The sequence below is a fragment of the Lonsdalea populi genome (assembly GCF_015999465.1).
Taxonomy (GTDB): Bacteria; Pseudomonadota; Gammaproteobacteria; order Enterobacterales; family Enterobacteriaceae; genus Lonsdalea; species Lonsdalea populi.
The window spans coordinates 87138-113226 of the sequence record NZ_CP065534.1; the positions used below are offsets into that span (position 1 = coordinate 87138).

A 26089-nucleotide genomic window follows, 5' to 3' on the forward strand; every position below is an offset into this window, starting at 1 on the left:
CTCAGCATACTGACTGTTGCAAATGCAACATTTACGCCATGTCGTTATGATTTAAGGTAGTGATGAGCCAAACCCGCGCCGCGGCTATGCGCCCCAGGTGGCGGCGAGCACGCGCAGCCAATTGGCGTAACAGATTTTCTCCATTAACGCGCGGTCGTAGCCCTGTTCGGCCAGCGCCTGCACCAAAATGGGGAAACCGGCGACATCGCGCAAATCGGGCGAAACATGGGTGCCGTCGAAGTCCGAGCCGAATCCCACATTGTCTTCGCCCGCCTTCTCCAGCAGATAGTCGATGTGCCTTACGATCTCCTGCACGGTGGCGTGCGGATCCTTGCGCCCGTCCCGGCGCAGAAACGCGGTGCCGAAATTCACCCCGACGAACCCGTTGCTCTCCCGAATGGCCGCCAGCTGGCGGTCGGTGAGATTACGGGACTGGGCGCACAGCGCATGCGCATTGGAATGACTGGCGACCAGGGGAGCGCCGGAGATCTCCGCCGTCTGCCAGAACCCTTTCTCATCCATATGGGAAACGTCCACCAGAATGCGTTTGGCGTTGCAGGCCCGCACCAGTCGCAGCCCCGCCGCCGTCAGCCCGTCGCCCGTATCCGGCGAGGAGGGGAAGCGGAACGGCACGCCCTGACCGAAAAGGTTGTTGCGGCTCCACAGCGGCCCCAGACTGCGTAATCCGGCGGCGTAGAGCACGTCCAGCAGATGCAGATCGGCATCCAGCATCTCTGCACCTTCAATGTGCATCACCACCGCCAGCGCGCCCTCGGCCATGCAGCGGCGGATCTCCGCGACGCTCCGGCAGAGACGGACCCGACCCGCCGACTCAGCCTCAATCCTCAGCAGGAGAGAGAGCATCGCGAAAGCGTCTTCGCGTGCCTGCGTCATCGTCGGCGCGGCGTGCTCCCGGAACAGCGCGTCCACGGCTGGTATGGAACTTGCTTCGGGTTTGGGCGAAGGAACATAGATGGCGAACAGTCCACCCGCAAAGCCTCCCCGGCGCAGGCGAGGCAGATCGATCTGACCTTGCGACGGGCCCTGAAGAAAGGTCCGGACGGGGTTATCACTATGATGACGCCACAGGTGCGACAGCACATCGTTGTGACCGTCGAAAACAGGGATGCATTCAGTCCCGGAAAAGGCGTTATCAGACATGGGCTGGCCACCGCTACAGGAGTGGAAAATGACGTAATTTGCTCGAACAGGACGCGATTTGCGGCGTAATGGAGCAATATCCCGCCGGAATGGAAGGATCTTCCAGTGGTTCCATTAAAGCCGGCGTCCGAGTGCAGTGTCAAGTCGAGGTCTAAAAGCCATTAATTTTTTTGTCAATCAATATGTTGGGATAACTATGGTCACCAGAAGACATTTCCTTGCCGGTTGTGCGACCGTGCCGTTCGTTTCCTATCTGAATATTCATTCCGCCTTTGCCGCTACGCCGCCGACCATTCTGGTGATGGCGATGCAGCTGGACAACATGACCAGCCTTGACCCCCAGGAAAGCTTCGAGTCCGTCGGCTCGGAAATCTGCGGCAATCTCTATCAGCGTCTGGTGATGCCGAATCCGGACCAGCCGAACGAGGTCAAGGGCGAGCTGGCGACGCGCTGGGAGGTCAGCAACGGCAATAAGACCTTCACGTTCTACCTGGAGTCCGGCGCGAAATTCGCCGACGGCAGCCCGGTCACGGCGGAAGACGCCGCCTTTTCGCTGCAACGCGCGGTGAAGATGGATAAGAGCCCGGCGTTTATCATCAACCAGTTCGGTTTCACCAAAGAGAACGTCGACCAGCACATCACGTCCCCGGACGCCAAAACGCTGGTCATCAACCTTGATGAGCCGGCCTCGGAAAGTTTCCTGCTCTACTGCCTGTCCGCGCCGGTGGGCAGCGTCGTGCAGAAAAAAGCGGCGCTGGCGAACCAGCAGGGCGACGACCAGGGCAATCAGTGGCTTAAACAGCACAGCGCGGGCTCCGGCGCCTTCTCGCTCATCGCCTGGAAAGCCAGCGAGAGCGTGATCCTGTCGCAGAATCCGCATTTTCCCGCCGAGAGCGGCATCCGCCGGATCATCATTAAACACATCGTCGACCCGTCGGCCCAGTTGCTGATGCTGCGAAAAGGCGATGTGGACATCGCCCGCAACCTGACGACGGAGCAGCTGCGCCCGTTGGAGAATGACGGCGATTTCCACCTTCTGCGCAGCGACGTGTCGACCGTGATGCTGATGTCCTGCAACACCACGGTGGAGGCGCTGAAAAAGCCGCAGGTGTGGCAGGCGCTGAAGTGGGCGCTGGACTATCAGGGCATCCAACAGAACATTATTCCGCTGACTCACCGCGTACACCAAAGCTTCCTGCCCGCCGGCTTCCCGGCGGCGTTAAACGATACGCCGTTCCGGCAAGATACCGCCAAGGCCAAGGCGCTGCTGGCGGAGGCGGGGTATCCGAACGGCTTCGACATCACGCTCGACCACTATTCGGCGCAGCCGTTTCCGGATATTGCGCAGGCGGTGCAGACGCAGCTGGGCGCCGTCGGCATCCGGGTGCGGCTCATCGCATCGGAAAACCGCCAGGTGCTGACGAAGATGCGGGCGCGGCAGCATCAGCTGGCTATCACGGAGTGGGGCGCGGACTACTTCGACCCCAATTCCAACACCGAGGCGTTCTGCGTCAATACCGACAACAGCGAAAACGCGCGCAGCCGCACGCTGGCGTGGCGCTGCGGCTGGTCCGATGAGAAATTCAACCAGATGACCAAACAGGCGCTGCACGAAAGCGACCCCGCCAAACGCCTTGCGCTGTACGAAACCATTCAGCGCGAGCACCGCGAGCGCAGCCCGTTCATCCCGATGATGCAGCAGACGTTGAACATCGCGTGCCGCAAGGCGGTGAGCGGCGTGCAGATGTCGGTCCTGCGCGACAGTCCGTATGAACGGGTGAAAAAAGTTTGATGCGTGTCGCGACCCGTTTTTTCAGCACGTTGGGCAGTCTGGTGCTGACGCTGTTGGGGTTATCGGTGCTGACTTTCTGTATTGGCCGTCTAATGCCGACCGACCCGGTACTGGCGGTGGTGGGGGACAACGCGCCCCAGTCCGTGGTGGAGCGCGTGCGGCTGGAGATGGGGCTGGACCAGCCATTATGGGTGCAGTACGGCCGCTACCTGAACCAGCTGCTGCATGGCGATCTGGGACGATCGCTGCTGACCTCCAACCCGGTGACCAGCGACATCGCCCGCTATTTCCCCGCCACGCTGGAGCTGGAGACCGCCGCCATCGTCATCGCCGCGCTGGCGGGCATTCCGCTGGGCGTGTGGGCGGCGGTGCGGCAGGGCAGCTGGCTGGATCAGACCATCCGCGTGATCTGCCTGGCCGGTCACTCTCTGCCGGTGTTCGTCCTGTCGCTTTTAAGCCTGCTGATTTTTTATGCGGTGCTGGGCATCGCGCCCGGTCCGGGGCGGCAGGACATCATCTTTCAGGATATGGTGCCGCAGGTTACCGGCCTGCTGACGGTGGACTCATTGCTGGCGGGAGATACGGACGCCTTCAGGGACGCGCTGGCCCATATGGCGCAGCCGGTGCTGATCCTGGCCTACTTCAGCATGGCCTACATCAGCCGCATGACGCGCACGTTTATGCTGAACGCCCTGAACGGCGAGTTCATCGTCACCGCCCGCGCGAAAGGGCTATCTTCGGCGCGGGTGATCTGGCGGCACGCTTTCCCGACCGTGGCGGTGCAGCTGGCGACGGTACTGGCGTTGACCTACGCCGGTCTGCTGGAGGGCGCCGTCGTCACCGAAAACGTTTTTTCCTGGCCCGGACTGGGGCAGTACCTCACCACCGCGCTGCTGAACGCCGACATGAACCCGGTCGTCGGGGCTACGCTGCTGGTGGGGACGACGTATGTGCTGCTCAATCTGCTGGCTGACCTTCTCTATCGACTTTTGGATCCCCGCGTAAGATGACTTTTCCCGTCTCACGAGCCTGGTTGCTCGACGAAACGCCCGCCACGCGCCGACAGGCGGTGTGGGGACAGCGCTATCGCCTGTGGTTGGGGCTGAGCGCCAATCCGCTGGCGATGGCCGGACTGCTTGTGATCACGGCGGTACTGCTGGTATCGCTGGCCGCGCCGTTGCTCACGCCCTATCCGCCCGGATTTCAGGACCTGGCCAACCGGCTGGCGCCGCCGTCGGCCGCCCACTGGCTGGGCACGGACGAACTGGGGCGCGACGTACTTTCCCGCATCCTGTACGGCGGCCGCACCACGCTGGGCATGGTGATCGCCGTGGTGGCGATCACCGCGCCCGTCGGTCTGCTGGTCGGCTGCGTGGCCGGTTACGCCGGCGGCCTGCTGGACAAGGCGCTGATGCGCGTGACGGATATCTTCCTCTCATTTCCTCGTTTGGTGCTGGCGCTGGCCTTCGTCGCGGCGATGAGGCCGGGGGTGGAGAGCGCGATTCTGGCGATTGCCCTCACGGCCTGGCCCCCCTACGCCCGGCTGGCGCGGGCGGAAACGCTGCAGGTGCGCAACAGCGACTTCATCGCCGCCAGCCGGCTCTGCGGGGCATCGGCGCTGCGCATCATTCTGCGCCACATCATGCCGCTGTGCGTGCCCAGCCTGATCGTGCGCGTCACGCTGGACATGAGCGCCATCATCATCACGGCGGCCAGCCTCGGTTTTCTGGGCATGGGCGCGCAGCCGCCGTCGCCGGAGTGGGGCACGATGATCGCCACCGCCCGCCGTTTTCTGTTCAGCGAATGGTGGGTGCCGCTGATGCCCTGCATCGCGATATTCGTGACCTCGCTGGCCTTCAACTTTCTCGGCGACGGTCTGCGCGACGTGCTGGATCCCAAGGAGTGTTAAATGCGGGTGGAAATTGAAAATCTGCGCATCGCCTTCGCCCAGCGCGGCGAAACGGTGGAAGCGGTGCGCGGCGTCTCGCTGTCGGTCGGCAAAGAGAAATTCGCCATCGTCGGCGAAAGCGGATCCGGCAAGTCGCTGACCGCCCGCAGCCTGATGCAACTGCTGCCCGGCAATGCGCAGGTTCAGGCGGATAAACTGAGTTTCGACGGCATCGACCTGCGCGGCGCGAGCGAGAAAACGATGCGGCGGATCCGCGGCAAGCGGATGGGATTTATTTTGCAGGATCCGAAATACTCGCTGAATCCGGTGATGACCATCGGCCAGCAGATCGCCGAGTCCTGGCGCGAACACTGTGGCGGCGGCCGGCGTGCGGCGATGGCCGCGGCGGTGGAACTGCTCGAACAGGTGCGCATCCGCGATCCGCATCTGGCGGCGGCGCGCTATCCTCATGAGGTGTCCGGCGGAATGGGACAACGGGCGATGATCGCCATGATGCTGGCGCCGGACCCGGAGCTGCTGATCGCGGACGAACCCACTTCGGCGCTGGACGCCACGGTGCAGGCGGAGATCCTGCGGTTAATTGACGATTTGGTGTCCCAGCGCGGCATGGGGCTGATCCTGATCAGCCACGATCTGCCGCTGGTCTCCCATTTTTGCGATCGGGTCGCGGTCATGTACGCGGGGCGGATTGTCGAAATGCTGGCCGCCGGCGAGCTACAGCAGGCGCGGCACCCTTACACCCGTGGCCTGCTGGCTTGCCTGCCTTCGCTTAAACATCCGCGCGATCGGCTGCCGGTGTTGCAGCGCGACGCCGCCTGGAGGGACGCATGATTACGCTGGACGGATTACGGATCGCCTTCGGCGCGATCGAGGTGGTCAGGGGCGTCTCGTTCGAGGTCGCGAGCGGAGAGAGTTTCGGCATCGTCGGCGAAAGCGGCTCGGGGAAATCGACCCTCCTGCGGGCGCTGGCCGGGTTGAATGACGACTGGCAAGGCACCATGACCTTCGGCGGCATGTCGCTCTCCGCGCGACGCGGGCGACGCTTTTTCCGTCAGGTGCAGATGGTGTTTCAGGATCCCTACAGTTCGCTGCATCCCCGTCAGACGATAGACCGCATTCTGCACGAGCCGCTGTTGGTTCACCGCTTCGACCGCGCCGAGCAGCGCATCGCTCGGGCGCTGGAGGAGGTCGGTCTGCCGACGTCGGCGCGCTTTCGCTTCCCACATCAACTCTCCGGCGGACAGCGCCAACGCGTGGCGATCGCTCGGGCGCTGATCGCCGAACCCGAGGTGCTGTTGCTGGATGAGCCGACGTCGGCGCTGGATGTCTCGGTGCAGGCCGAAATCCTCAACCTGCTGACCGACCTGCGGGAAGAGCGCCGGCTGACCTACATTATGGTCAGCCACAATCTGGCGGTGGTCAGCCATCTGTGCCGGCGCGTGGGCGTGATGCAGCAGGGCGAGATGGTGGAACTGATCGGCGTCGACGACCTGCGCGCTCGGCGCATCCGGCATCCGCACACCGCGGAGCTGTACGACCTGAGTATGACGTTGGAGGAGCCGTCATGAGGTTACATTGGCAGGAGGCCGAGGCGCTGGCCCGCGAGGCGTCGCAAGGCTGGAACGAAGACGGACAGCCCGGCGGCGCGATCGTCCTGTTCGACGCCGAACGCATTCACAGCGCCTGCGCGGGCGGACTGGCCGATCTGGCGCAGCAGACCCTGTTTACGCCGGACACGGTAGTGCGTTACGCCTCGGTGACCAAGCACCTGTTCGCGGCGATGGCGACCGGCCCGGCCGCGCAGGCGCTGCGCCTCGACGATCCGCTAGCGCGGCATCTGCCCATGCTGACCGGCGCCAACGGTCAGGTCACGGTGGAGCACGCGCTGTCGATGCTGGGCGGGCTGCCGGACGTGCGGGAGACGTTCTCGCTGTTGGGCCTGTCGGTCTACAACGCGACGGCGGCGGCGGATATTCTGGCGTTTCTGGCGCGCCGGGGCGAGTTGAACTCTCCGCCGGGCGACGAGATCTTCTACTCCAACACCGGCTACCGGCTGGTGGAGGAGGCGCTGAAGACGCAGGGGATTCGCTTCGCCGATCTGCTGCATCGTCACGTCAATATTCCCCTCGGCACCCGGTTCGCCGCCCCGGAAACCTGGTTCGACATCGTCCCCGGTCTGACGCCGGGCTACTGGCCCGGTCCGGACGGCTGGCAGCTGGCCTGCGCCGGTCTGCACCTGTCCGCCTCGGGCTGCGTCGCCGGCAGCGTGCGCGAGCTGGCCGTCTGGCTGCAATCGCTGCTGAGCGATCGCGGCCCGGGGGCGGGGGTGCTGTCACGGATCGCCGCGCCGCGCCGCCTTAACGACGGTCGGGCTACCGGCTACGGTTTGGGATTGGCCCACAGCCGGCTGGGGGAGGCGCGGCTCATCGGCCACGGCGGTTCCCACGCCGGCTACAAGATCTATTTCCTGCTCGACCCGGTCAGACGGGCGGGCATGGCGGTGGTGGCGAACCGGGAAGACGTCGGCACCTATGATATCGCGCTGCGGGTGACGGCGCGTCTGCTGGGGCAGCCGTTACCCCGTCAAGGCCATGCCCTGACGCCGGGACTCTACGTGGCGGAGCAGGGCGGCGACTGGCTGGAGGTGACCGCCGGTAGCGCCTGCTGGCTGGGCGCGACGGAAACCCTCTATCGCGGCGCGACGCCCGCGGAGGCGGTCTCCCTCTCCAGCCATCTGCCGATGCGCCTGTGGCAGGAAGGGGCGGGCATTGTCGGGGAGATAGGCCATGTGTCGCGGCGATTTCTGCCGGCGCAGGCGGACGGGAGTTTGACGTTGTTGCAAGGGGGCTGGCGCTTGCCAGAGAGCCGCAGCGAGTTGGTGATTGAGGGCGATCGGCTGATGATGGGCATCGGTCCCGCCGCCATCGCCGCGCGGCTGGAGCCGCTGGGGCAAGGCCGCGCCAGGGCGATAGCGCAGGACGGCCCCTCGGAAAAACGCTTCGCCGTGCATCTGGAAGACGGCCGGCTGCGGCTGCAGCTCAATCGCAGCCGGGGAGTGTATTACCAGCGCGACCCACTGCCGCCGCAGGCGGAATGATCACGATGACGCCGGGCTGACGCGCGTCTTTCACGCTTCTAGCGATAGATATCCACCACCGGTTTCGCGCCGACGTAGCCGTAGCCGCGGTACATGCCCTCGCTGTTGAAGGTCAGGGCGATATGACCCGCGGCGTCGACGGCGATCAAACCGCCGCTGCCGCCCAGCGCGGCCACGCTCCCCATAACGACCCGCTCCGTCGCCTCCGTCAGCGTCAGCCCGGCGTATGCGATCAGCGCCGAGACGTCGTAGGCCGCTACCGTGCGCATAAATACCTCGCCGGTGCCGGTGCAGGACACCGCGACGGTCTGGTTGTTGGCGTAGCAGCCCGCGCCGATCAGCGGCGAATCGCCCACGCGGCCGACCTGTTTGTTGGTCATGCCGCCGGTCGAGGTGGCGGCCGCCAGATTGCCCGCCGCATCCAGCGCCACGGCGCCGACGGTGCCGTATTTGTGATGCGGATCGATAGGATCGCCGCCGGCGGTCTCCCCCTCGCCGTCGTGATCCAGCAGGATCCTGCCGCCGCCGGCCTGCGCCTGCAACAGCTGCTGATAGCGCTCGTCGGTAGAGAAGAAATCCGGCGGCACGATTTCCAGCCCCTGCTCGCGGGCGAAGGCCTCCGCGCCCTCGGCGGTAAACATGACGTGCGGGCTCCGCTCCAGCACCTTGCGGGCGGCCAGCACCGGGTTGCGGATATGACTGACGCCGGCGACGGCGCCGGCCTCCAACGTGCGTCCGTCCATAATGGCGGCATCCAGCTCGTGCGTGCCCGAGTGGGTAAATACCGAGCCCTTGCCGGCGTTGAACAGCGGACACTCTTCCAGCCGCCGGACGGCTTCGGTGACCGCATCCAGCGCGCCGCCGTTGTCGGCCAGCACCGCCTGTCCGGCGCGGACGATCTCCTGCAGCGCGGCGCGATAGCGCTGCTCTTTCTCACTGTTCATCGCCGTGCGGGCGATAGCGCCTGCGCCGCCGTGAATGACAATTACCGGTTTCATGATGTTCCTCGTCGGGAGCGAGAGCGCGTCGTTAGTTGTTCGCGCTCCCGGTTGGCATGTCGGCTTGACGATGGCGTCAGACCGAAGGTCGGATTCAGTTCTGGGTCGAGGCCAGATAGGAGAACGCGCACAGCAGATTGACGATCTCCGCCATGCTGGGCGCGCTGTAGCTGACGGTGATCGCATCCACCCGCTCGACGTTGGGGATCAGGCAGAACAGGTCGGCCATCACCGGTTTCGCCACCATAATCTCCAGACGATAAGGCGGATGCAGGCGCGTCGTTTGCTCCTGGTGCGCCTGCTGCACGGCGTGGGTCGCCGCCTGACGAATGACGTTGCGCGCTTCTTCCGGGCTTAGAGATTCGGCGGCGGTCTGGGAAATAGCGCGTTTCACGCAGGCGTATCCGGTCGCCGGGTAGTAGCGTTTAATCCACTGTTGCAGGATGTCGTCGCCGCTGACCAGCCAGAGCGGAGCCCCCAGCTCGGCGCCGGCCGCGGCGTAAATATCGCACTCGCCCATCACTTCGCCGTTGATTTTGACGCGGTAGAACGCCCGGCTGTTAATGGTGTGCGCCAGCACGCCGAATTCACCGGCGGCGGTGTGATAGCCGATGAACATCAGCCCGTCGAACGGCCCTTCTTGCAGACCTTCCACCATCGACAGTCCGCGCGGTTTGCCCTGCACCAGACGGGCGCGCGGGTCGATGTTGTCCGCCCGCAGGTTGGTCATGGACGCATGGCTGTCGGCGACCACGACTTCGCCGGCGCCGCCGGCGAACGCCCCTTCGATGGCGGCATTCACTTCCTGCTCCATCAGCGCGCGCGCCAGCGCATATTCCGGGTGCCCGGGGCTGCATTGTTCCGGGCGCATCACGCCGGCAACGCCCTCGATATCCGCTGAAATAAAGACTCTCATGATAATGTCCTCAATCGAAAATGTGTTGCGCCAATTTGTCCAGCACCTGGGGCAGCGCCGGGCGGAAATGGCCGCGAAAGCCGGTGACGGGCTCGGCCTGCAACAGCGCGTCCAGTACCGCATGTTCGGTGGCGTCCGCCGCCGCGCTGAGCAGCGGCTCCAGCCGTTCGTCGTCGGGCGGTTCCGGCGTCGCACGGGTAGAAAAGGCGACGGCGATATCGCCGGAACCGTGGCCCCAATAGCTGCCCAGCCGACCCAGACCCGCGCCCGCGCGTTTGGCGATGCGGCTCAGTTGGCGGGCGTCCAGCGGCGCGTTGGTCGCCATAATAATGATGATAGATCCCGCATCGCGCTGCGGCGTGAGTTCGGGCAGGAGCGGCGCGATGGCCTGCCCCATTGGAACGCCGTCGAGCGTCAGCGAGGCGAGGGTGCCGAAGTTGGCCAGCACCAGTACGCCGAGCGTCGCATCCATATCGGCGATGTGCCGCGACGCTGTGCCGATGCCGCCTTTGAGGCCGAAACAGCTCATCCCGCGCCCGGCGCCGACGCTGCCGCGCGCGAAAGCGGTCGCCGCATCATCCAGCGCTGACTGCGCCATCGCTTCGGTCACGGCCAGCGCCTGAATATCGTTCAGCCAGCCGTCGTTGCACTCCAGCGCCAGCGGATTGACGGTCGGCAGCGAACGGCCCAGCTCCGGATTGCGGCGGATGGCGTCGCGCGCCAGGGTGGTGAACAGCGTGCCGACGGCCAGCGTGTTGCTGAGCAGGATCGGAGTTTGCAGCCGTCCCAGCTCTTCTATCTGCACCAGCCCCACCGGTTTGGCGAAGCCGTTGAGCACGGCGCCGCCGCAGGGCAGGGGATAGGTGAACAGGTTGCCGCCGGGGGGGACAATCGCGGTCACCCCGGTCTGAATATCGCCCTGGGCCAACGTGGCGTGGCCGACGCGCACGCCGGGAACATCGCTGAGCGTATTGGCGGGGCCGCTGACAAACCGCGGGGTGCCCAGTTGGCGCTCATCCCGCCAGCGTTGCAGCAGCGCCCTCAGGCGCGCCTGTTGATAAACGCTCATGCTCGCCTCCTTATCGGTTCAGCTTTGGATCCAGCGTGTCTCGCAGCGCATCGCCCAGCAGGTTGAACGCCAGCACCGAGAAAAAGATGGCCAGGCCGGGAAACACGCTGACGTGCCACTGTCCTGCCATCATCATGCTGCGGCTCATGGCCAGTACGTTGCCCCACTCGGGGACATCCGGTTCCGGTCCCAGACCGATGAAGCTCAGGCTGGCGGCGGTCAGAATGCTGGTGCCGATGCGCATGGTGAAATAGACGATCACGTTGGACAGCGTGCCGGGGAGGATGTGGCGCAGCAGAATGACGCGGTCCGGCGCGCCGGCGCAGCGCACCGCTTCTACGTAGGCCGCCTGCTTGAGCGACAGCGTCGAGGCTCGCACGATGCGGGCGAACACCGGTACGCTGAACACGGCCACGGCGATAATCACATTGTTCAGCCCCGGCCCGAGGATCGCCACCACCGCGATGGCCAGCAGCATGCCGGGAAAAGCGAACAGGACGTCCGAGCCGCGCATGATCAGCATATCCACCCAGCGGCCGTAGTAGCCCGCCAGCAGGCCGAGCGCGATGCCGGCCAGCATGCCCAGCGTGACGGAGAATATGCCGATATAGAGCGAGATGCGCGCGCCGTAGATGATGCGGCTCATCACGTCTCGGCCCAGATCGTCGGTGCCCATCCAGTGGCTGGCGGAGGGCGGGGAGGACAGCGCCATCCAGTCCGACTCCAGCGGGTTGTAGGGCGCGAGCCAAGGCGCGAAAACCGCCACCAGCACCAGCAGGAGGATGAATCCGCCCGAGATCATCGCCATCGGATTGCGCCGCAGGGCTTGCCAGAAGTCGCGCCACGGCGAACGGATGGTCGCCGCGTCGAGCGGGGCGGCGGCCACGGCGGGTTCAGTGGGAAGAGTCATAGTCGTCGCTCCTAACGCAGGCGGATCGCTGGGTTGACCACCGCATACAGCAGGTCGACCAGCAGGTTAATCAGGATAAACTCGAACACGAATAGCATGACCAGCGCCTGAATCACCGGCTGATCCTGCGTCTTAATGGATTCGATCAGCAGCCAGCCGAGGCCGGGCCAGCTAAATACGCTTTCCACCACGATGGAGCCGCCGAGCAGGAACCCGAACTGCAGCCCGAGCATGGTGATGACCGGGATCAGCGCGTTGCGCATGACGTGTTTCCAGACGATCAGCCGGCTGCGCAGCCCTTTGGCTTTGGCGGTGCGCACGTAGTCTTCCTGCATCACTTCCATGAAGGCGGAACGGGTGAAGCGGGCCATGACGGCCGCCACCGACGCGCCCAGCGTCAGCGCGGGCAGAATGAGGTCGGACGGCCGGGTAAAGCCGCCGACGGAAAAAACGCCGAACGGCATGGCGACGAACTGGATCAGCAGCAGTCCGAGCCAGAAGGGAGGCATCGAAATTCCCCCCACGGCGAGGCTCATCAACGACCAGTCCTGCCAGCGGCCGCGTTTGAGCGCGGACACCACGCCGATCAGCAGGCCCAGTACGACCGACCAGGCGAACCCCGCCAGCGCCAGGTACAGCGTCGGCATGAAGCTTTTCTGAATAACGCTCAACACCGGCTGCTGGGTGCGGTAGGTCACCCCCAGATCGCCGTGCGCCAGACCGCTGAGCCAGTTGAGATACTGCTGCGGCAGGGGATCGTTAAGCCCCAGATGCTGGCGGGCGGATTCCACCGCTTCAACCGTGGCGTCGGGGCCGGCGTAGAGCCGCGCCGGGTCGCCCGGCAGCAGCTTGATAAAACCGAACACCAATAGGGAGACCACCAGCAGTACCGGGATCATTTCCAGCAAACGTCGAATAAAATAGGCAAACATGGCGCTCCCCTGTGCGATTACTTGAACTCGGCCTGGTCGAAGACCAGCGAACCGTCGGCCAGCATGTAGACGCCGGACAGGTTTTTGGCTTTACCCACCAGATTGTCCGGCGCGCCGAGGAAGACGACGGGCGCATCCTTCCAGATCAGCTTCTGCGCTTCGGCGTAGGCGGCGGCGCGTTTGCCCGCGTCTGCGGTGGCCAGACCGGCGGCGATGGCTTTATCCACGGCCGGGCTGCTGTAGTAAGCGACGTTGTAGGACGTCGGCACCCAGGATTCGGTGGCGTACAGCGGACGCAGCGCCCAGTCGGCATCGCCGGTGGACGGAGACCAGCCGTTGTAGAACAGGTCATACTCGGCTTTCTTCGGATCGGTCACGCCCCACAGTTTCTGGTTGCGCATGCCGGAATCCATCGGCGTGACGGTCACTTTGATGCCCACCTGCTCCAGCTGCTGCTTGAAGAACTGCGCGCTGCGGATGTAGTCGGTGCGGTTGGTGGTCCACAGCTTCAGCGTCAGGCCGTCGCCGTAGCCCGCTTCCTTCAGCAGCGCTTTGGCCTTGGCCGGATCATAGCTGTAGTTGGGTTCGGTCTGCGGCTGGAAGAACTGGACGTTCGGCGCCATTGGCGACTGCGCCGTGGTTCCCATGCCGGCGAAGCTGACCTTCAGCCAGATGTCGCGATTGATGGCGTAATTGAGCGCCTGGCGCACGCGGATGTCTTTCAGCACCGGGCTTTGGTTGTTCATCGCGATCCAGAACAGGTAAATACCGGCGTCGCTCTGAATAGACAGCTTGCCGTCGTTTTTCACGGTGTTCACCAGATCGGACGGCAGCGGATAGGCCACGTCGCTCTGGCCCGCCTTCAGCGAGGCCACGCGGGTGGAGTCTTCCGGCGCGGGATAGAAGGTGACGCTGTCGACCTTCGGCCAGCCCTGCTGCCAGTAGCGATCATATTTCACCAGTTTGACGTTTTTCCCCTGCTGCCATTCGGTGAACTTGAACGGGCCGGTTCCGACCGGATGCACGCGCAACTGGGCTTCGTCCGGATACTGTTTCAGCGCCGCCGGGCTATGCATGACCGCAGACGGGTGCGCCAGCGTGTTGATAAACGCGCCGAAGGATTCGTTCAGGTCGATTTTCACCTGGCTGGGAGAGAGCACCGCCACGCTTTTGATCATCTTGAACAGACTGTTGCGCTTCAGGCCTTTGCTCTGGTCGCTGAGGCGGTCCAGGTTGGCTTTGACGGCGTCGGCGTTGAACGGCGTGCCGTCCTGGAAGGTCACGCCGTCGCGCAGCGTAATGGTGAATTCGGTGGCGTTGTCGTTGCTGGTGTAGCCGGTGGCGAGTCTGGGCACCAGTTTCATCGCGCTGTCGAACTGGAACAGACGCTCGAAGATGCCGCTCTGTACGGAGTAGCTCAGCGTGTCTGAGGTATCGTGCGGATCAAGTCCGGTGATATCGGCATACATGGAAATGCGCAGATCCTGCGCCTGGACGGCGGCCGCCAGACACAGGGATAGCCCGAGCGCGACGGTGGAACGGCGAAGTAGTAGCTTCATGGTGTCTCTCCTGCGTGATGTTGTGATGTGAATAAGCATGGTTATGCGTTGCTGTCGTCGGTGCTGACCCAGTGATGCGGCGCGACCTGGCGGTATTTCGACTTCGGCACCGACTCCCCGGCTTTTCTGAGCGGGGAGGGAATTTCGCTGTCGTCCAACTGACGTTCGCTGCGGCGCCGGGGATCGGCCACCGGCACCGAGGCCAGCAGGCGGCGGGTATACGGATGCTGGGGGTTATTGAACACCGACTGCCGCGGCCCGATTTCCACAATCTTCCCGAGGTACATGACCGCCACGCGGTTGGCGATACGTTCCACCACCGCCATGTCGTGGGAGATAAAAATCCACGACACGCCGGTCTTCTGTTGTAAATCCATCATCAGGTTGACCACCTGAGCCTGAATAGACACGTCGAGTGCGGACACCGCCTCATCGGCGATAATCACTTCCGGTTTCAGCGCCATGGCGCGGGCGATGGCGATGCGCTGGCGCTGTCCGCCCGAAAATTCATGCGGGTAGCGCTGGGCGTGCTCCGGCTCCAGGCCGACGCTTTTCAGCAGTGCCTGCACCTGCGGCGTCGCCTCTTCCAGCGACTTCACCAGCCCGTGCAGCATCAGCGGTTCTGCGATCGTAAATCCGACGGTCAGGCGCGGATTGAGCGAGGCGTAGGGGTCCTGAAACACCATCTGCATCTTGCGGCGCAGCGGCTGAAACGCCTTGTCCTTAACCAGCGAGACTTCTTTGCCCTGAAACTGAATGCTTTCCGATTCGCTATCGACCAGCCGCAATAGCGCACGGCCGGTGGTGGATTTGCCGCAGCCGCTTTCGCCGACAATCGCCAGCGTTTCACCCGGCCAGACGCTGAAGTCGATCTGCTCCACCGCATGGACGTGGTGCGTGACGTGGGACAAGATGCCGGTGCGCACCGGGTAGTAAACCTTGAGACCGCGAATATCCAACAGCGGCGGCGCATCGTATCGCGCGGTGACGTGGTCGCTTTCCGGCGCGGGTTGGCTTTGGCCCAGCAGCGGGAAGCGGCGCGGCCAGCGGCTGTTTTCCATATCGCCCAGCTTGGGGACGGCGGTGAGCAGCGCCTGGGTGTAAGGGTGCTGCGGCGCGGTGAAAATGGCCTCGACCGCGCCCTCTTCGACCACTTCGCCCCGGTACATCACCACAACCCGGTCGGCGATTTCCGCGACCACGCCCATATCATGGGTGATGAACAGCACGGCCATGTCGCTCTGCTGTTGCAGGTCGCGCAGAATTTGAAGAATGCGTGCCTGGACAGTGACGTCCAGCGCCGTCGTCGGTTCATCGGCGATAAGCAGCTGCGGATCGCAGGCCAGCGCCTGCGCGATCATCACCCGCTGGCGCATGCCGCCGGACAGCGAGTGAGGGTAGCTGTTCATGACCCGGTCGACGTCGGCGATGCGCACTTTGCGCAGCAGTTCCCGCGCTTTGCCGACGGCGGCGGCCGCATCGCAGATTTGGTGGTCCAGCAGCGCTTCGGTCAACTGGTCGCCGACTTTGAGCACGGGGTTCAGGGAGGTCATCGGCTCCTGAAAAATCATCGACATTTCCCGGCCGCGCAGCTGACGGCGGGCGTCGTCCTTCATCTGCAACAGCGAGTGCTGCTCGCCGCCGCGCGTGGTGAAGCGAATGGCCCCGCGCTCAATGTGGGCGGCGCTGGCCAGCAGGCCCATCACCGTCAGCGAGGTCACGGATTTGCCCGAGCCGCTTTCGCCCACCACGGCCACCACTTCACCCTTGTTCAGCGTGAAGGAGACACCTTTCAGCGCCAGATGGTTGCCGGAGCGGCCGTTGAAGCTGACGCTCAGGTCGTTGATTTCCAATACCGGACGCGGTGCGTTGCCGGATGCTGTGGCGGCGGTGGGCGTCGTGGGCTTGATATCCGTCATCGTCACTCCGGGTTTGCGGTTATAGCCAGATGCGGCCGAGGTTGTAAGTCAGGTAAGGGGCGCTGTCCGCCGCCAGCCAGATAGGGCCGTCCAGATCGACGTGGATGGCGCTGAGCGTGAGCGGCAGCGCGGCCTCCATCGCCAGCGAGGAGCCGAGCATGCAGCCTATCATGATGCGCAGGCCGCACCGTTTGGCCTCATTGATCATCGCCAGCGCTTCGGTCAGGCCGCCGCATTTGTCGAGCTTGATGTTGATCATTTCGTAGCGATCGCGCAGCGCAGCAATGTCTCCGCCGTGATGGCAGCTTTCATCGGCGCAGATCGGAATCGCGTGGATGAAGTCCGCCAGCGCGCCGTCTTCTCCGGCGCGCAGCGGCTGTTCCACCATCGCGACACGGCAGGCGGCGAGCTGCTGAAGCAGCGGCCCCAGATCGCGCCCTCCCCAGGCTTCGTTGGCGTCGACGATCAGCGTCACGTTAGGCGCTACCTGACGAATAGCCGCCACTTTCTCCACAATCTGCTCGCCGTTTAGCTTGATTTTCAGCAGCAGCGCGCCGCGGGAGACCGCGTCAGCGGCCGCGTTGACCATATTTTCGAGCGTGTCGAGGCTCAGCGTCTCGGCGGTGATGACCGACTGCGGCGGCTGGATGGCCAGATGCTGCCACAGCGTTTGTTTATTCAGGGCCGCGTTGAGCCGCCATAGCGCACAGTCGATTGCATTGCGCGCCGCGCCCGGCGGCAGCAACGATTGCAGGTCGTTCAGTGAAACGCCGCGTTCCACGGCGCCCCGAACCGCCGTCAACTGACGAGCCACGGTCTCAGGCGTTTCCTGATAGTGGGCCGTCGGCGTGCATTCGCCGCGGCCGATAAAGCCGCGCTCTTCCAGCGTAACCCGCACCACGGTGACCGCGGTGCGGGTGCCGCGGGAGATGGCGAACGGGCGGGCCAGGGGCAATTCCACGGTTTCGATCTGCATCTGTCGCATCGGTTTACTCCTGTTCTTTCAGCAGTGCGGCGATATCCTGCATCCCGAATCGGACCGAGTCGGTGGCGGGCACGCCGAAGCGCCGGCCGATCTCCTGACAGTAGTCGCGCGCTTCCTGTTCAGTGTAGTTGGAAGTGTTGATCGCGAAACCGGCCAGCTTCACGTCCGGGCTGGTGACGCGGGCCGCGCGCAGGTTGGCGTCCACGCAGTCCTCCAGGCTGACCATCGGCTGGTGCGGCAGATGGCGCATATGGGGACGGCCCATTTCGTGGCACATGACCAGCCAGTGCGGCTGCGCGCCGTGGATCAACCCAGTGCTGACGCCTGCGTAAGAGGGGTGGAACAGGGAACCCTGTCCTTCCACGATATCCCAGTGGTCTTCGTCGTTGGCGGGGGACAGCGCTTCGGCGGCCCCGGCGATGAAATCGGCAATGACCGCGTCAATCGCGATCCCTTCGCCCGCCACCAGCACGCCGGTCTGGCCGGTGGCGCGGAAGTCCGCCTTCATGCCCAGATCGCGCATCGCCGCTTCCAGCGCCAGCGAGGAGTACATTTTGCCGACGGAGCAGTCGGTGCCGACGGTCAGCACGCGTCTGCCGCTGCGTTTTTTGCCGGAGCCGACGGACAGTTCCGGGCGCATGTGGCGGATGTCGAACAGCTGTACCTGATGCTTCTCCGCCAGTTCCCGCAGGCCCGGCACGTCGACCAGGCGCTGATGCAGGCCGTTGGCGACGTTCATGCCGGCTTCAATCGCGGCGCGCACCGTGTCCAGCCAGTGAGACGGCAGGAAGCCGCCGGCATTGGCCGTGCCGAGCACCAGCGTTTTGGCGCCGCGTTCAGCGGCGGCGGCGATATCCAGATCGTCCAGGCCCAGCGTGAGCGTGCTGCCCGGCAGGCGCAGTTGGCCGATGCACTGTTGCGGACGCCACGCGTGAATGCCGCGTGCGGTTTTGATTGCCAGAGGATCGGTCACGTCGCCGAGGAAAAGCAGGTAAGGTTGAGGGATCAGCATAATGTCGTATCTCATTGTTAATGGAATAAAGTCAGAACCTCCGGCGCTCGGGAGAGGTCGATGCGAGCCCGTCTTCATCCGGCGGGCGACCTGCGCGCCGTGTCGGCCCGACGTTGCGCTGTTGTCATCTTCCGCGTCGTTCGTGCCTGCCGGGGGCCAGTTCTCTGCCTATGACTATTTCACGATGCCTGAGTGGTGACGAATACTTGTTTGTCGGTGGGGTATAGCCTGAGGGTATAGGTGGGTTTTTATCTATTTCATTGTTTTAAATATATAAAATAAGAAATGTGGGTGCGGCTACGGTGTGTGATAAACCCGTGTTATAGGGCTAAAAGTAGGGAACACAACGCATGCCCGGCAATCAGCAAGGCAATTAAAATAAAGGTCAGCGTGAATCCGCGCATAACGATGGTGCGCGGAACGCTGTAGGTATGCGGCGCGCTCTGGATGGCGTTCAGGCGCAGCGGAACCCAGATGAAGATCGCAAGCGACGCCAGCAACAGCAGAAGACCGGCGGCCAGCAGCAGCGGTTGGGTGCTTAACGTTCCGGCCTTCAGCAACAGGGCCGTGTTGACCAGCAGCAGGATGGCGGTGCGCGACCACGCCAGCACGGTGCGTTCCGGCTGAACGCCCGGGTCGCGCGGTAACGGGGAGGAGGACACCGTCAGCGCCCTACAGTTGAACGATCAGCAGCGCCAGCGCGATGGCTACCGCGCCAAGTCCGCAGGCGAAGACGACCAACAGGGAGGTGTAAGGCAGGGGGAGGCCGTTGCGCATCGCCCGTTCGTTACCCGCCCAGCGCCGGTAGGCCATCCCCGCGATCAGCGCCGCGGCCAGAGCCAACAATACGGCAATGCCCTGTCGCACGGCAGGCGACGCCAGCGTCGTCGTAAACTGGTCGATGGCGACCGCGCCAGCCAGCAGGGCCAGCGCGGTGCGGATCCAGGCGAGAAACGTGCGTTCGTTGGCCAGAGAGAAACGGTAATCGGGCGCCGTTCCCTGCTGTTGCCAAGGGCGTTGGGTGTGAGGATCTTGGTCGGTTTGTCGCGCGTCACGCATGGCGTAAATTCACTGGCTGATGAAAAGTCTAGCTAACAGTTTACATGCCGAAAGGAGGTGGCTCCAGCCGTTCGGGACGTTGTCGCCGGCGCGCTTCGCGCCCGTTTTAATCCGCCGGGCCGGTAGGCATGGCCGGGTGAAGTCCGTATAATGCGCGCCAGTCAACATTCACCCGCCGGAGAGAAGCCATGCGCCCTACAGGCCGAAGTGCACAACAGATACGCCCGCTCACGTTAACCCGTCATTACACCAAACACGCGGAAGGTTCCGTCCTCGTCGAATTCGGCGACACCAAAGTGCTGTGTAATGCCACGGTGGAAGAAGGCGTACCGCGCTTCCTGAAAGGGCAGGGCAAGGGTTGGGTTACCGCGGAATACGGCATGCTGCCGCGTTCGACGCACACCCGTAATGCGCGCGAAGCCTCACGCGGCAAACAGGGCGGACGCACGTTGGAGATTCAGCGCCTGATCGCCCGTTCTCTGCGCGCCGCGCTCGATCTGAAAACGCTGGGGGAATATACCATCACACTCGACTGCGACGTCTTGCAGGCCGACGGCGGCACCCGCACCGCCTCCATCACCGGCGCCTGCGTGGCGCTGGCTGATGCGCTGAATGCGATGGTCGCCAACGGCAAACTCAAGAAAAACCCGCTGAAAGGCATGGTGGCCGCGGTCTCCGTCGGTATCGTCAACGGCGAAGCGCTGTGCGATCTGGAGTATGTCGAAGACTCTGCCGCAGAAACCGACATGAACGTGGTGATGACCGAAGACGGCCGCATGATTGAGGTGCAGGGCACCGCAGAGGGCGAACCGTTCAGCCATGACGAGCTGCTGGCGCTCCTGGCGCTGGCGCGAGGGGGTATCGAAACGATTATCCAGGCGCAGAAAGCGGCGCTGGTGGAATAAAGAGTTTTGAAGAAGCGGCCCGTAGGGTCGCTTTTTTTTCGTGTGAACAAAACCGCCTGCGATTGGCGTCGCGGCGTTTACGGTTTTAGCGCAGTCATGCATTGTGCGACGCTATGTGTTCATCCTTAGCATAATCGCTGTCAGCCGGCCGTACTTCAAATAGGAAAGTTTCCCTGCGGCAGCGCGTCGGGTCGTGTGGCGGGGCGCGGAAGTCAGATGCTATCGGCCAAGGGGAGCAAACGCTGAACGTTTTACCTCAGGGGATATTCCCCGGTCGTCGTCCAAAGGCCGGTTGGCTTAGAGGACGCGGTTTTCGGTTTGTCGCCGGGTATTCATCCATCATCACAGGAGAAGTTGTCATGAAAGCCTATCAACGCCAGTTTATTGAATTCGCACTCAGCAAGCAGGTATTAAAGTTCGGCGAGTTTACGCTGAAATCCGGGCGCACCAGCCCCTATTTCTTCAATGCCGGGCTGTTTAATACGGGTCGCGATCTGGCCTTGCTGGGGCGGTTTTATGCCGCGGCGCTGATGGACGTCGCTATCGAATTCGATGTGCTGTTCGGGCCAGCTTACAAGGGCATTCCCATCGCGACGACGACGGCGGTGGCGCTGGCGGAACATCACGATCGCGATATGCCCTACTGTTTTAATCGCAAGGAAGCCAAAGATCACGGCGAAGGCGGCAGGCTGGTCGGCAGTCCGTTGGCTGGGCGCATCATGCTGGTCGACGATGTCATCACGGCGGGCACGGCAATCCGCGAGTCGATGGATATTATTTCCGCGCAGGGCGCGTCGCTGGCGGGCGTACTGATTGCTTTAGACCGTCAGGAGCGAGGACGCGGCGAGCTTTCCGCCATTCAGGAAGTAGAACGAGATTACGAGTGCAAAGTGATTTCCATCATCACCCTGAAGGATCTTATCGCCTATCTGCAGGAGAAGCCGGAGATGGCGGAGCATCTGGCCGCAGTGCAGACCTATCGCGATCGTTACGGCGTTTAACCGTGTGGCAGCGCCGCCGGCGAGCGGTGCTGCCATTCATCGTCCCAGCGTTTAACTTTATGCGAGCTGGGCGGCCAGCATCGGCCAGCGAAGTTCGAATTCCTGGGTGGGGAGAAAGCGAAACTCCGAACGGGTATATCGCGACAACATGCCTTCACAAAAGGCTAATAGTTGGCTGGCGAGCAGCGTTTCGTCATTCTTGAACGGCGCTCCGCCGCGCATTTTGTGTTCCCGCAACACCTGCTTGATCTGCGATTCGATGCGGTCGAACAGTTGGTTGATCCTGCCCTGCAGGCGGTCCTGTTCGAACATCAACGCGTGGCCGGTCAGAATGCGGGTCAGACCCGGATTTTTCTCGGCGAATCCCAAAATCAGCAGCAAAATTAGACGAAGACGATTAAACGTTTCCTTTTCATCCTGCAAAATCAGGTTGATACGGGTTGTCAGGCTGTCTTCGATAAATTCGATCAGGCTGTCGAACATGCGGGTTTTACTGGGAAAGTGCCGGTAAAGCGCCGCTTCAGATACACCGACGTTTGCAGCCAGCTTCGCGGTGGTGATCCGTTGACTGCCGTCGCTGGATTGCAGCATCTGCGCCAGCGCCTGCAAGATTTCCTCGCGACGGTTCCTTTTCGTATTTTCTTTCTCTGCCATGTCTGAAAAGACCCTTGATAAAGATTCAGCTGCCCACACCAGATAGCGCCACAGTCGTGGTTACACGCTGTGGTTTATAAATTTTTTTCGAAAGAATAGATGTGGATCAGTGACGGCCCGAATGACCGAAACCTCCATCGCCCCGTTCACTGTCGGCGAATGCGTCAACCAGATTGAATTCAGCCTGAACGACTGGCACGAAGACCATTTGCGCGATGCGCTCGCCGGGTTCTATCGTAAACGGCGTCGAGCTCCGGTTCCAGACGGACACCATCAACTGGCCCTGATAGTCGGAGTCGATCAGCCCGACCAGATTGCCCAGCACCACGCCGTGCTTATGGCCCAAACCGGAACGAGGCAAAATCACCGCCGCCAGCGAAGGGTCGCCGATATGAATAGCCATACCGGTCGGCAGCAGGGTGGTTTCGCCCGCGCCAAGTTCTACGGTGCTATCCAGACAGGCTCGCAGATCCAGACCGGCGGAACCCGGCGTGGCATATGTCGGCAACGGGAATTCCTGTCCGATGCGGGGATCGATGATTTTTACGTCAATTTTTTTCGTCATATCGGCTGACAATCTCGTCAATTAGCTGTTGGCCCAGGAGACGCTTGCTGCCGAGCGGCAACTGTTTGTCTCCCTCGCGCCAGAAAAGGTGCAATGCATTGGTTTTCGCATTGAAGCCGCGGTCGGCTTGGGACACGTCGTTTGCGCAGATTAAATCCAGTTTTTTGCTGGCCAGTTTCTGCCGCGCGTATTCTTCCACATTAGTGGTTTCGGCCGCAAACCCGACAACATAAGGCCGATGCTCCTTCATCGCCGCGACGTCGGCGATGATATCCGGATTTTTGACCAGGGTGACAGTCATTTCATCACCTTGTTTTTTGATTTTTTCGCGCTCCACGTTTTTTGCCCGATAGTCCGCAACGGCGGCGCAGCCGATCACGATGTGCTGTTCGTGGGCGGCGGACACGACCGTTTCATGCATTTCCAGCGCGCTGGCGACGTTGATACGTCTTACCCCGTTGGGCGTCGGCAGATTGACCGGACCCGCTACCAGCGTAACGTCCGCGCCGCGCGCCGCGGCCGCTTCGGCAATGGCGAATCCCATCTGACCGGAGCTGTGGTTGCTGATGAAACGCACCGGGTCCAGCGCTTCTCGCGTCGGGCCTGCGGTGATCAAAACCTTCAGATGCTGTAGATCGGCGGTTTGCGCGAAAAATTGCTTCGCCTGTTCCACGATATCCAACGGGTCGAGCATTCTGCCGGGGCCGACGTCGCCACAGGCCTGGCTGCCGCTGTCCGGCCCCCAGACATGCACGCCGCGTTCGGTCAGCCGCGCGAGGTTGTCCTGCGTCGGAAGAGCGCGATACATCTGTTGATTCATCGCCGGCGCGACGGCCAGCGGCGCGGCACTGGCCAGACAGGCGGTAGTCAGCAGGTCGTTGGCCATGCCGGCCGCCAGCCGGGCGATAACGTCAGCCGATGCGGGGGCGATAATCACCAAATCCGCCCATTTTCCGAGCGCGATATGTCCCATCGCGGCTTCGGCGGCCGGATCCAGCAAGTCGTCCGCCACCGGATAGCCGGAGATGGCCTGAAGCGTGAGCGGCGTGATGAACGCTTTGGCGGCAGGCGTCATCACCACACGCACCTCTGCGCCTTCATCCCGCAGGCGGCGGACCAGATCGGGGCATTTGTAGGCGGCGATACCTCCGCTGATGCCCAGTACGATATGTTTGCCGGCGAGCGCGAGCAGACTGGAGAGTTCCGTCATCGTTTTGTCCGAGTGTAAGCTAAAGAAAGTGTCGGGCATTTTACCATAAGCGTCCGAAGGAAACGGAATCTTGTCACGGGGGACCTGTTGCAACGACAGATTGCGCGCCGCCTCGCATCTTTTCCTCCGGCCCCTCGTTCGCCCATTTTCCGCATGCCAGAATGCCTCCAAGACGCAGGGTAGGAGACACTATCATGATGTGGCTAGACGGACAGGCGCCGAGGGAAAAACTGATACGGAAAGGGGCCTGCGCATTGACGGATACAGAACTGCTCGCCATTTTTCTACGTACCGGTTTGCCGGGGACGCACGTTATGCAGCTGGCGGAAAATTTACTCAACCAGTTTGGGTCGCTGCATCAGTTGATGACGGCGGAGCAGAGCCAGTTTCGTAAGGCTCGCGGCATCGGGCCCTCCAAGTATACGCAGCTGCAGGCGGTGGGAGAGCTGTCGCGGCGGCTGTTTTCGTCCCGATTAGCACGCGAAGACGCTATGATCAGCTCGGAGGTGACGCTGCAATATTTGCAGTTACTGCTGGCGCACCGCGAACGCGAAGTTTTTTTAGTCCTTTTTCTAGACAATCAGCATCGTGTCATTCGCCATCAGGAGATGTTTGCTGGTACGATTAACTGCGTAGAGGTGCACCCGCGAGAAATTGCTCGTGAGGCGCTGAAGGCGAATGCGGCAGCGTTGATTTTGGCGCACAACCATCCGTCGGGAAAGGCAGAGCCCAGTCAGGCTGACCGCGCCATTACGGAACATATCGTCAAAGTATGCCAATTGTTGGACATCCGCGTGCTTGATCACCTGGTTATCGGGCACGGTGAGTACGCCTCTTTTGCCGAGCGCGGGTGGATTTAGGGCATATTTCGGCGATCCTGAGGGATCTTTAGCTGTTCGGGACTTGAGCGCATACGCTTCAGAGCGTATACTACGCCACCTTTGAGAATCTTGGGTGTGGCGTTAAGAGCCTATCTCAGCAGGTTTCCCCTGATGACGGAGTCTTTTCAGTGAAGTTGCTGAGATGGGCTCTAGAGCCTGACGAGGCGGCCAACACCCTATACGAAGCTCGAGCTGATTTGATTTTTGGAGAATAGACATGTCCCGAGTCTGCCAAGTTACTGGCAAGCGTCCGGTGACGGGTAACAACCGTTCCCACGCACTGAATGCGACCAAACGCCGTTTTCTGCCGAACCTGCACTCACACCGTTTCTGGGTGGAAGGCGAGAAGCGTTTTGTTACGCTGCGCGTATCTGCTAAAGGTATGCGTATTATCGATAAAAAGGGTATTGAGACGGTTCTGGCCGACTTACGTGCCCGTGGTGAGAAGTATTAAGGAACTGAATCATGGCTAAAGGTGTTCGCGAGAAGATCAAGCTGGTTTCTTCTGCTGGTACTGGTCACTACTATACCACTACGAAGAACAAGCGCACTAAGCCGGAAAAACTGGAACTGAAGAAATTCGATCCCGTTGTCCGTCAGCATGTGATCTATAAAGAAGCTAAAATCAAATAATTTTAGTGGATTATCAAAAACCCGGCTTCGGCCGGGTTTTTTTTGTGTCTGCAATTGGCGAATACGGCTGTGGTAGAGTGTTGGCCATGACTTTTCTCGGGAGGAAACATGCCTGAATTACCAGAGGTGGAAACCAGCCGCCGGGGTATCGAACCCTATCTGGCCGGACATACCATTCTGCACGCCGAAGTGCGCAATGCGCGCCTGCGCTGGCCGGTATCCCCTGAGATTATGTCGTTGAGTGGTGAACCGGTGCTCAGCGTACAGCGTCGCGCTAAATACCTGCTGATTGAGCTGACTCGCGGTTGGATTATCGTCCATCTCGGCATGTCCGGCAGTTTGCGCGTGCTGCCCGAATATGTGGAACCCGGCAAGCATGACCATGTTGATCTGGTTCTGGACAGCGGCAAGGTGCTCCGCTACACCGACCCACGCCGCTTCGGCGCCTGGCTGTGGAGTGCGGACCCGGCGACGAGTTCCGTGCTGGCGCATTTAGGACCGGAGCCGCTCAGTGATGCATTCAGCGGTGACTACCTGTTCCAGAAAGCGCGGGGCCGCCAGACGCCGATAAAGCTCTGGATCATGGATAATAAGCTGGTGGTTGGCGTGGGTAACATCTACGCCAGCGAATCCCTGTTCAGCGCGGGCATTTTGCCGGAGAGAGCCGCTGGCACGTTGAGCGAGGCTGAGTTCCACCTATTGGCGGCCACCATTAAGAAAGTGCTGCTACGCTCCATTGAACAGGGCGGAACCACGCTGCGGGACTTCCTGCAGTCGGACGGCAAACCGGGCTATTTTGCGCAGGAACTGCAGGTCTACGGGCGCAGCGGCGAGCCTTGCCGCCACTGCGGGACGTTGATTGAAAGTCTGAAGCAAGGGCAGCGCAGCACGTTCTTTTGCCGCAGCTGCCAGCGCTGACGAC

Annotated in this window: 27 protein-coding genes; 12 read left to right on the forward strand and 15 right to left on the reverse strand. The window is 62.3% G+C overall.

Translation table 11 applies throughout. The annotated features are described in order from the left end of the window. Positions 1–84: 84 nt before the first annotated feature. Complete coding sequence (locus I6N93_RS00390) at positions 85–1161, reverse strand: dipeptidase (RefSeq protein WP_085686909.1); 1077 nt, start codon at positions 1159–1161, stop codon at positions 85–87. Between the two features lie 196 nt (positions 1162–1357). Between I6N93_RS00390 and I6N93_RS00395 the strand changes: the two genes are divergently transcribed. The 6 genes from I6N93_RS00395 to I6N93_RS00420 are packed head-to-tail and all read left to right on the forward strand — an operon-like array spanning position 1358 to position 7959. Continuing rightward, entirely contained in the window at positions 1358–2953 is a 1596-nt protein-coding gene (locus I6N93_RS00395; protein WP_085686911.1) for an ABC transporter substrate-binding protein, read from the forward strand. Further along, positions 2953–3963: an ABC transporter permease gene (locus tag I6N93_RS00400; protein WP_085686913.1), complete on the forward strand. Its 1011-nt coding sequence runs from the start codon at positions 2953–2955 to the stop codon at positions 3961–3963. The genes I6N93_RS00395 and I6N93_RS00400 overlap by 1 nt, the downstream gene beginning before the upstream one ends. Next, complete coding sequence (locus I6N93_RS00405) at positions 3960–4862, forward strand: ABC transporter permease (protein WP_085686915.1); 903 nt, start codon at positions 3960–3962, stop codon at positions 4860–4862. The genes I6N93_RS00400 and I6N93_RS00405 overlap by 4 nt, the downstream gene beginning before the upstream one ends. Then, a complete protein-coding gene (locus I6N93_RS00410) occupies positions 4863–5693 on the forward strand; it encodes an ABC transporter ATP-binding protein (protein WP_085686917.1) in 831 nt (276 codons plus the stop codon). After that, positions 5690–6430: an ABC transporter ATP-binding protein gene (locus tag I6N93_RS00415; protein WP_085686919.1), complete on the forward strand. Its 741-nt coding sequence runs from the start codon at positions 5690–5692 to the stop codon at positions 6428–6430. The genes I6N93_RS00410 and I6N93_RS00415 overlap by 4 nt, the downstream gene beginning before the upstream one ends. Beyond that, a complete protein-coding gene (locus tag I6N93_RS00420; RefSeq protein WP_085686921.1) occupies positions 6427–7959 on the forward strand; it encodes a serine hydrolase domain-containing protein in 1533 nt (510 codons plus the stop codon). Before I6N93_RS00415 ends, I6N93_RS00420 begins: the two co-directional genes overlap by 4 nt. Positions 7960–7997: 38 nt before the next feature. Here I6N93_RS00420 and I6N93_RS00425 read toward each other — a convergent pair whose 3' ends face one another. From I6N93_RS00425 to I6N93_RS00475, 11 genes are all read right to left on the reverse strand, one after another. Next, positions 7998–8960, reverse strand: a complete 963-nt coding sequence (locus tag I6N93_RS00425) for an isoaspartyl peptidase/L-asparaginase family protein (protein ID WP_176222537.1) — start codon at positions 8958–8960, stop codon at positions 7998–8000. A gap of 91 nt (positions 8961–9051) precedes the next feature. Beyond that, positions 9052–9873 carry a M55 family metallopeptidase gene (locus I6N93_RS00430; RefSeq protein WP_085686925.1) on the reverse strand — a complete coding sequence of 274 codons (822 nt, stop codon included), beginning with the start codon at positions 9871–9873 and terminating at the stop codon, positions 9052–9054. 10 nt (positions 9874–9883) lie between these two features. Beyond that, positions 9884–10942 (reverse strand): DmpA family aminopeptidase, encoded by a 1059-nt coding sequence (locus I6N93_RS00435; RefSeq protein WP_085686927.1) that lies wholly within the window; start codon positions 10940–10942, stop codon positions 9884–9886. 10 nt (positions 10943–10952) lie between these two features. Continuing rightward, positions 10953–11852, reverse strand: coding sequence for an ABC transporter permease subunit (locus tag I6N93_RS00440; RefSeq protein WP_085686929.1), 900 nt, complete (start codon positions 11850–11852; stop codon positions 10953–10955). An 11-nt stretch (positions 11853–11863) separates the two neighbouring features. Next, positions 11864–12784, reverse strand: coding sequence for an ABC transporter permease (locus I6N93_RS00445; protein WP_085686931.1), 921 nt, complete (start codon positions 12782–12784; stop codon positions 11864–11866). A 17-nt stretch (positions 12785–12801) separates the two neighbouring features. Continuing rightward, positions 12802–14343, reverse strand: coding sequence for a glutathione ABC transporter substrate-binding protein (locus I6N93_RS00450; protein WP_085686933.1), 1542 nt, complete (start codon positions 14341–14343; stop codon positions 12802–12804). A gap of 41 nt (positions 14344–14384) precedes the next feature. Then, on the reverse strand, positions 14385–16262 hold the full coding sequence (locus I6N93_RS00455; protein ID WP_085686935.1) for an ABC transporter ATP-binding protein: 1878 nt from the start codon (positions 16260–16262) through the stop codon (positions 14385–14387). 19 nt (positions 16263–16281) lie between these two features. Then, positions 16282–17247, reverse strand: a complete 966-nt coding sequence (dgcA, locus tag I6N93_RS00460; RefSeq protein WP_085686937.1) for an N-acetyl-D-Glu racemase DgcA — start codon at positions 17245–17247, stop codon at positions 16282–16284. A 4-nt stretch (positions 17248–17251) separates the two neighbouring features. Continuing rightward, entirely contained in the window at positions 17252–18259 is a 1008-nt protein-coding gene (gene dgcN / locus I6N93_RS00465) for an N-acetyltransferase DgcN (RefSeq protein ID WP_085686939.1), read from the reverse strand. A 320-nt stretch (positions 18260–18579) separates the two neighbouring features. Beyond that, entirely contained in the window at positions 18580–18921 is a 342-nt protein-coding gene (locus I6N93_RS00470) for a DUF202 domain-containing protein (protein WP_232100096.1), read from the reverse strand. A 10-nt stretch (positions 18922–18931) separates the two neighbouring features. Then, positions 18932–19318, reverse strand: coding sequence for a YidH family protein (locus tag I6N93_RS00475; protein WP_085686944.1), 387 nt, complete (start codon positions 19316–19318; stop codon positions 18932–18934). A 188-nt stretch (positions 19319–19506) separates the two neighbouring features. Between I6N93_RS00475 and rph the strand changes: the two genes are divergently transcribed. Both rph and pyrE read left to right on the forward strand, forming a co-directional pair. After that, complete coding sequence (rph, locus tag I6N93_RS00480; protein WP_026738461.1) at positions 19507–20223, forward strand: ribonuclease PH; 717 nt, start codon at positions 19507–19509, stop codon at positions 20221–20223. Between the two features lie 359 nt (positions 20224–20582). After that, positions 20583–21224 carry an orotate phosphoribosyltransferase gene (gene pyrE, locus I6N93_RS00485; RefSeq protein WP_085686946.1) on the forward strand — a complete coding sequence of 214 codons (642 nt, stop codon included), beginning with the start codon at positions 20583–20585 and terminating at the stop codon, positions 21222–21224. 57 nt (positions 21225–21281) lie between these two features. Here pyrE and slmA read toward each other — a convergent pair whose 3' ends face one another. The 3 genes from slmA to coaBC form a co-directional block, all read right to left on the reverse strand. Then, on the reverse strand, positions 21282–21878 hold the full coding sequence (gene slmA, locus I6N93_RS00490; RefSeq protein ID WP_085686948.1) for a nucleoid occlusion factor SlmA: 597 nt from the start codon (positions 21876–21878) through the stop codon (positions 21282–21284). A gap of 106 nt (positions 21879–21984) precedes the next feature. Next, positions 21985–22443: a dUTP diphosphatase gene (gene dut / locus I6N93_RS00495; RefSeq protein ID WP_085686950.1), complete on the reverse strand. Its 459-nt coding sequence runs from the start codon at positions 22441–22443 to the stop codon at positions 21985–21987. Then, positions 22427–23653, reverse strand: a complete 1227-nt coding sequence (gene coaBC, locus I6N93_RS00500) for a bifunctional phosphopantothenoylcysteine decarboxylase/phosphopantothenate--cysteine ligase CoaBC (protein WP_085687033.1) — start codon at positions 23651–23653, stop codon at positions 22427–22429. The genes dut and coaBC overlap by 17 nt, the downstream gene beginning before the upstream one ends. Positions 23654–23847: 194 nt before the next feature. Here coaBC and radC point away from each other — a divergent pair, with 194 nt between their 5' ends. From radC to mutM, 4 genes are all read left to right on the forward strand, one after another. Beyond that, positions 23848–24513 (forward strand): RadC family protein, encoded by a 666-nt coding sequence (gene radC, locus I6N93_RS00505; RefSeq protein WP_085686952.1) that lies wholly within the window; start codon positions 23848–23850, stop codon positions 24511–24513. Positions 24514–24751: 238 nt separating this feature from the next. Further along, positions 24752–24988, forward strand: a complete 237-nt coding sequence (rpmB, locus tag I6N93_RS00510; protein WP_026738455.1) for a 50S ribosomal protein L28 — start codon at positions 24752–24754, stop codon at positions 24986–24988. Between the two features lie 11 nt (positions 24989–24999). Continuing rightward, positions 25000–25167, forward strand: a complete 168-nt coding sequence (gene rpmG, locus I6N93_RS00515; RefSeq protein ID WP_026738454.1) for a 50S ribosomal protein L33 — start codon at positions 25000–25002, stop codon at positions 25165–25167. Positions 25168–25275: 108 nt separating this feature from the next. Continuing rightward, positions 25276–26085 carry a bifunctional DNA-formamidopyrimidine glycosylase/DNA-(apurinic or apyrimidinic site) lyase gene (gene mutM / locus I6N93_RS00520; RefSeq protein ID WP_085686954.1) on the forward strand — a complete coding sequence of 270 codons (810 nt, stop codon included), beginning with the start codon at positions 25276–25278 and terminating at the stop codon, positions 26083–26085. Positions 26086–26089: the final 4 nt, after the last annotated feature.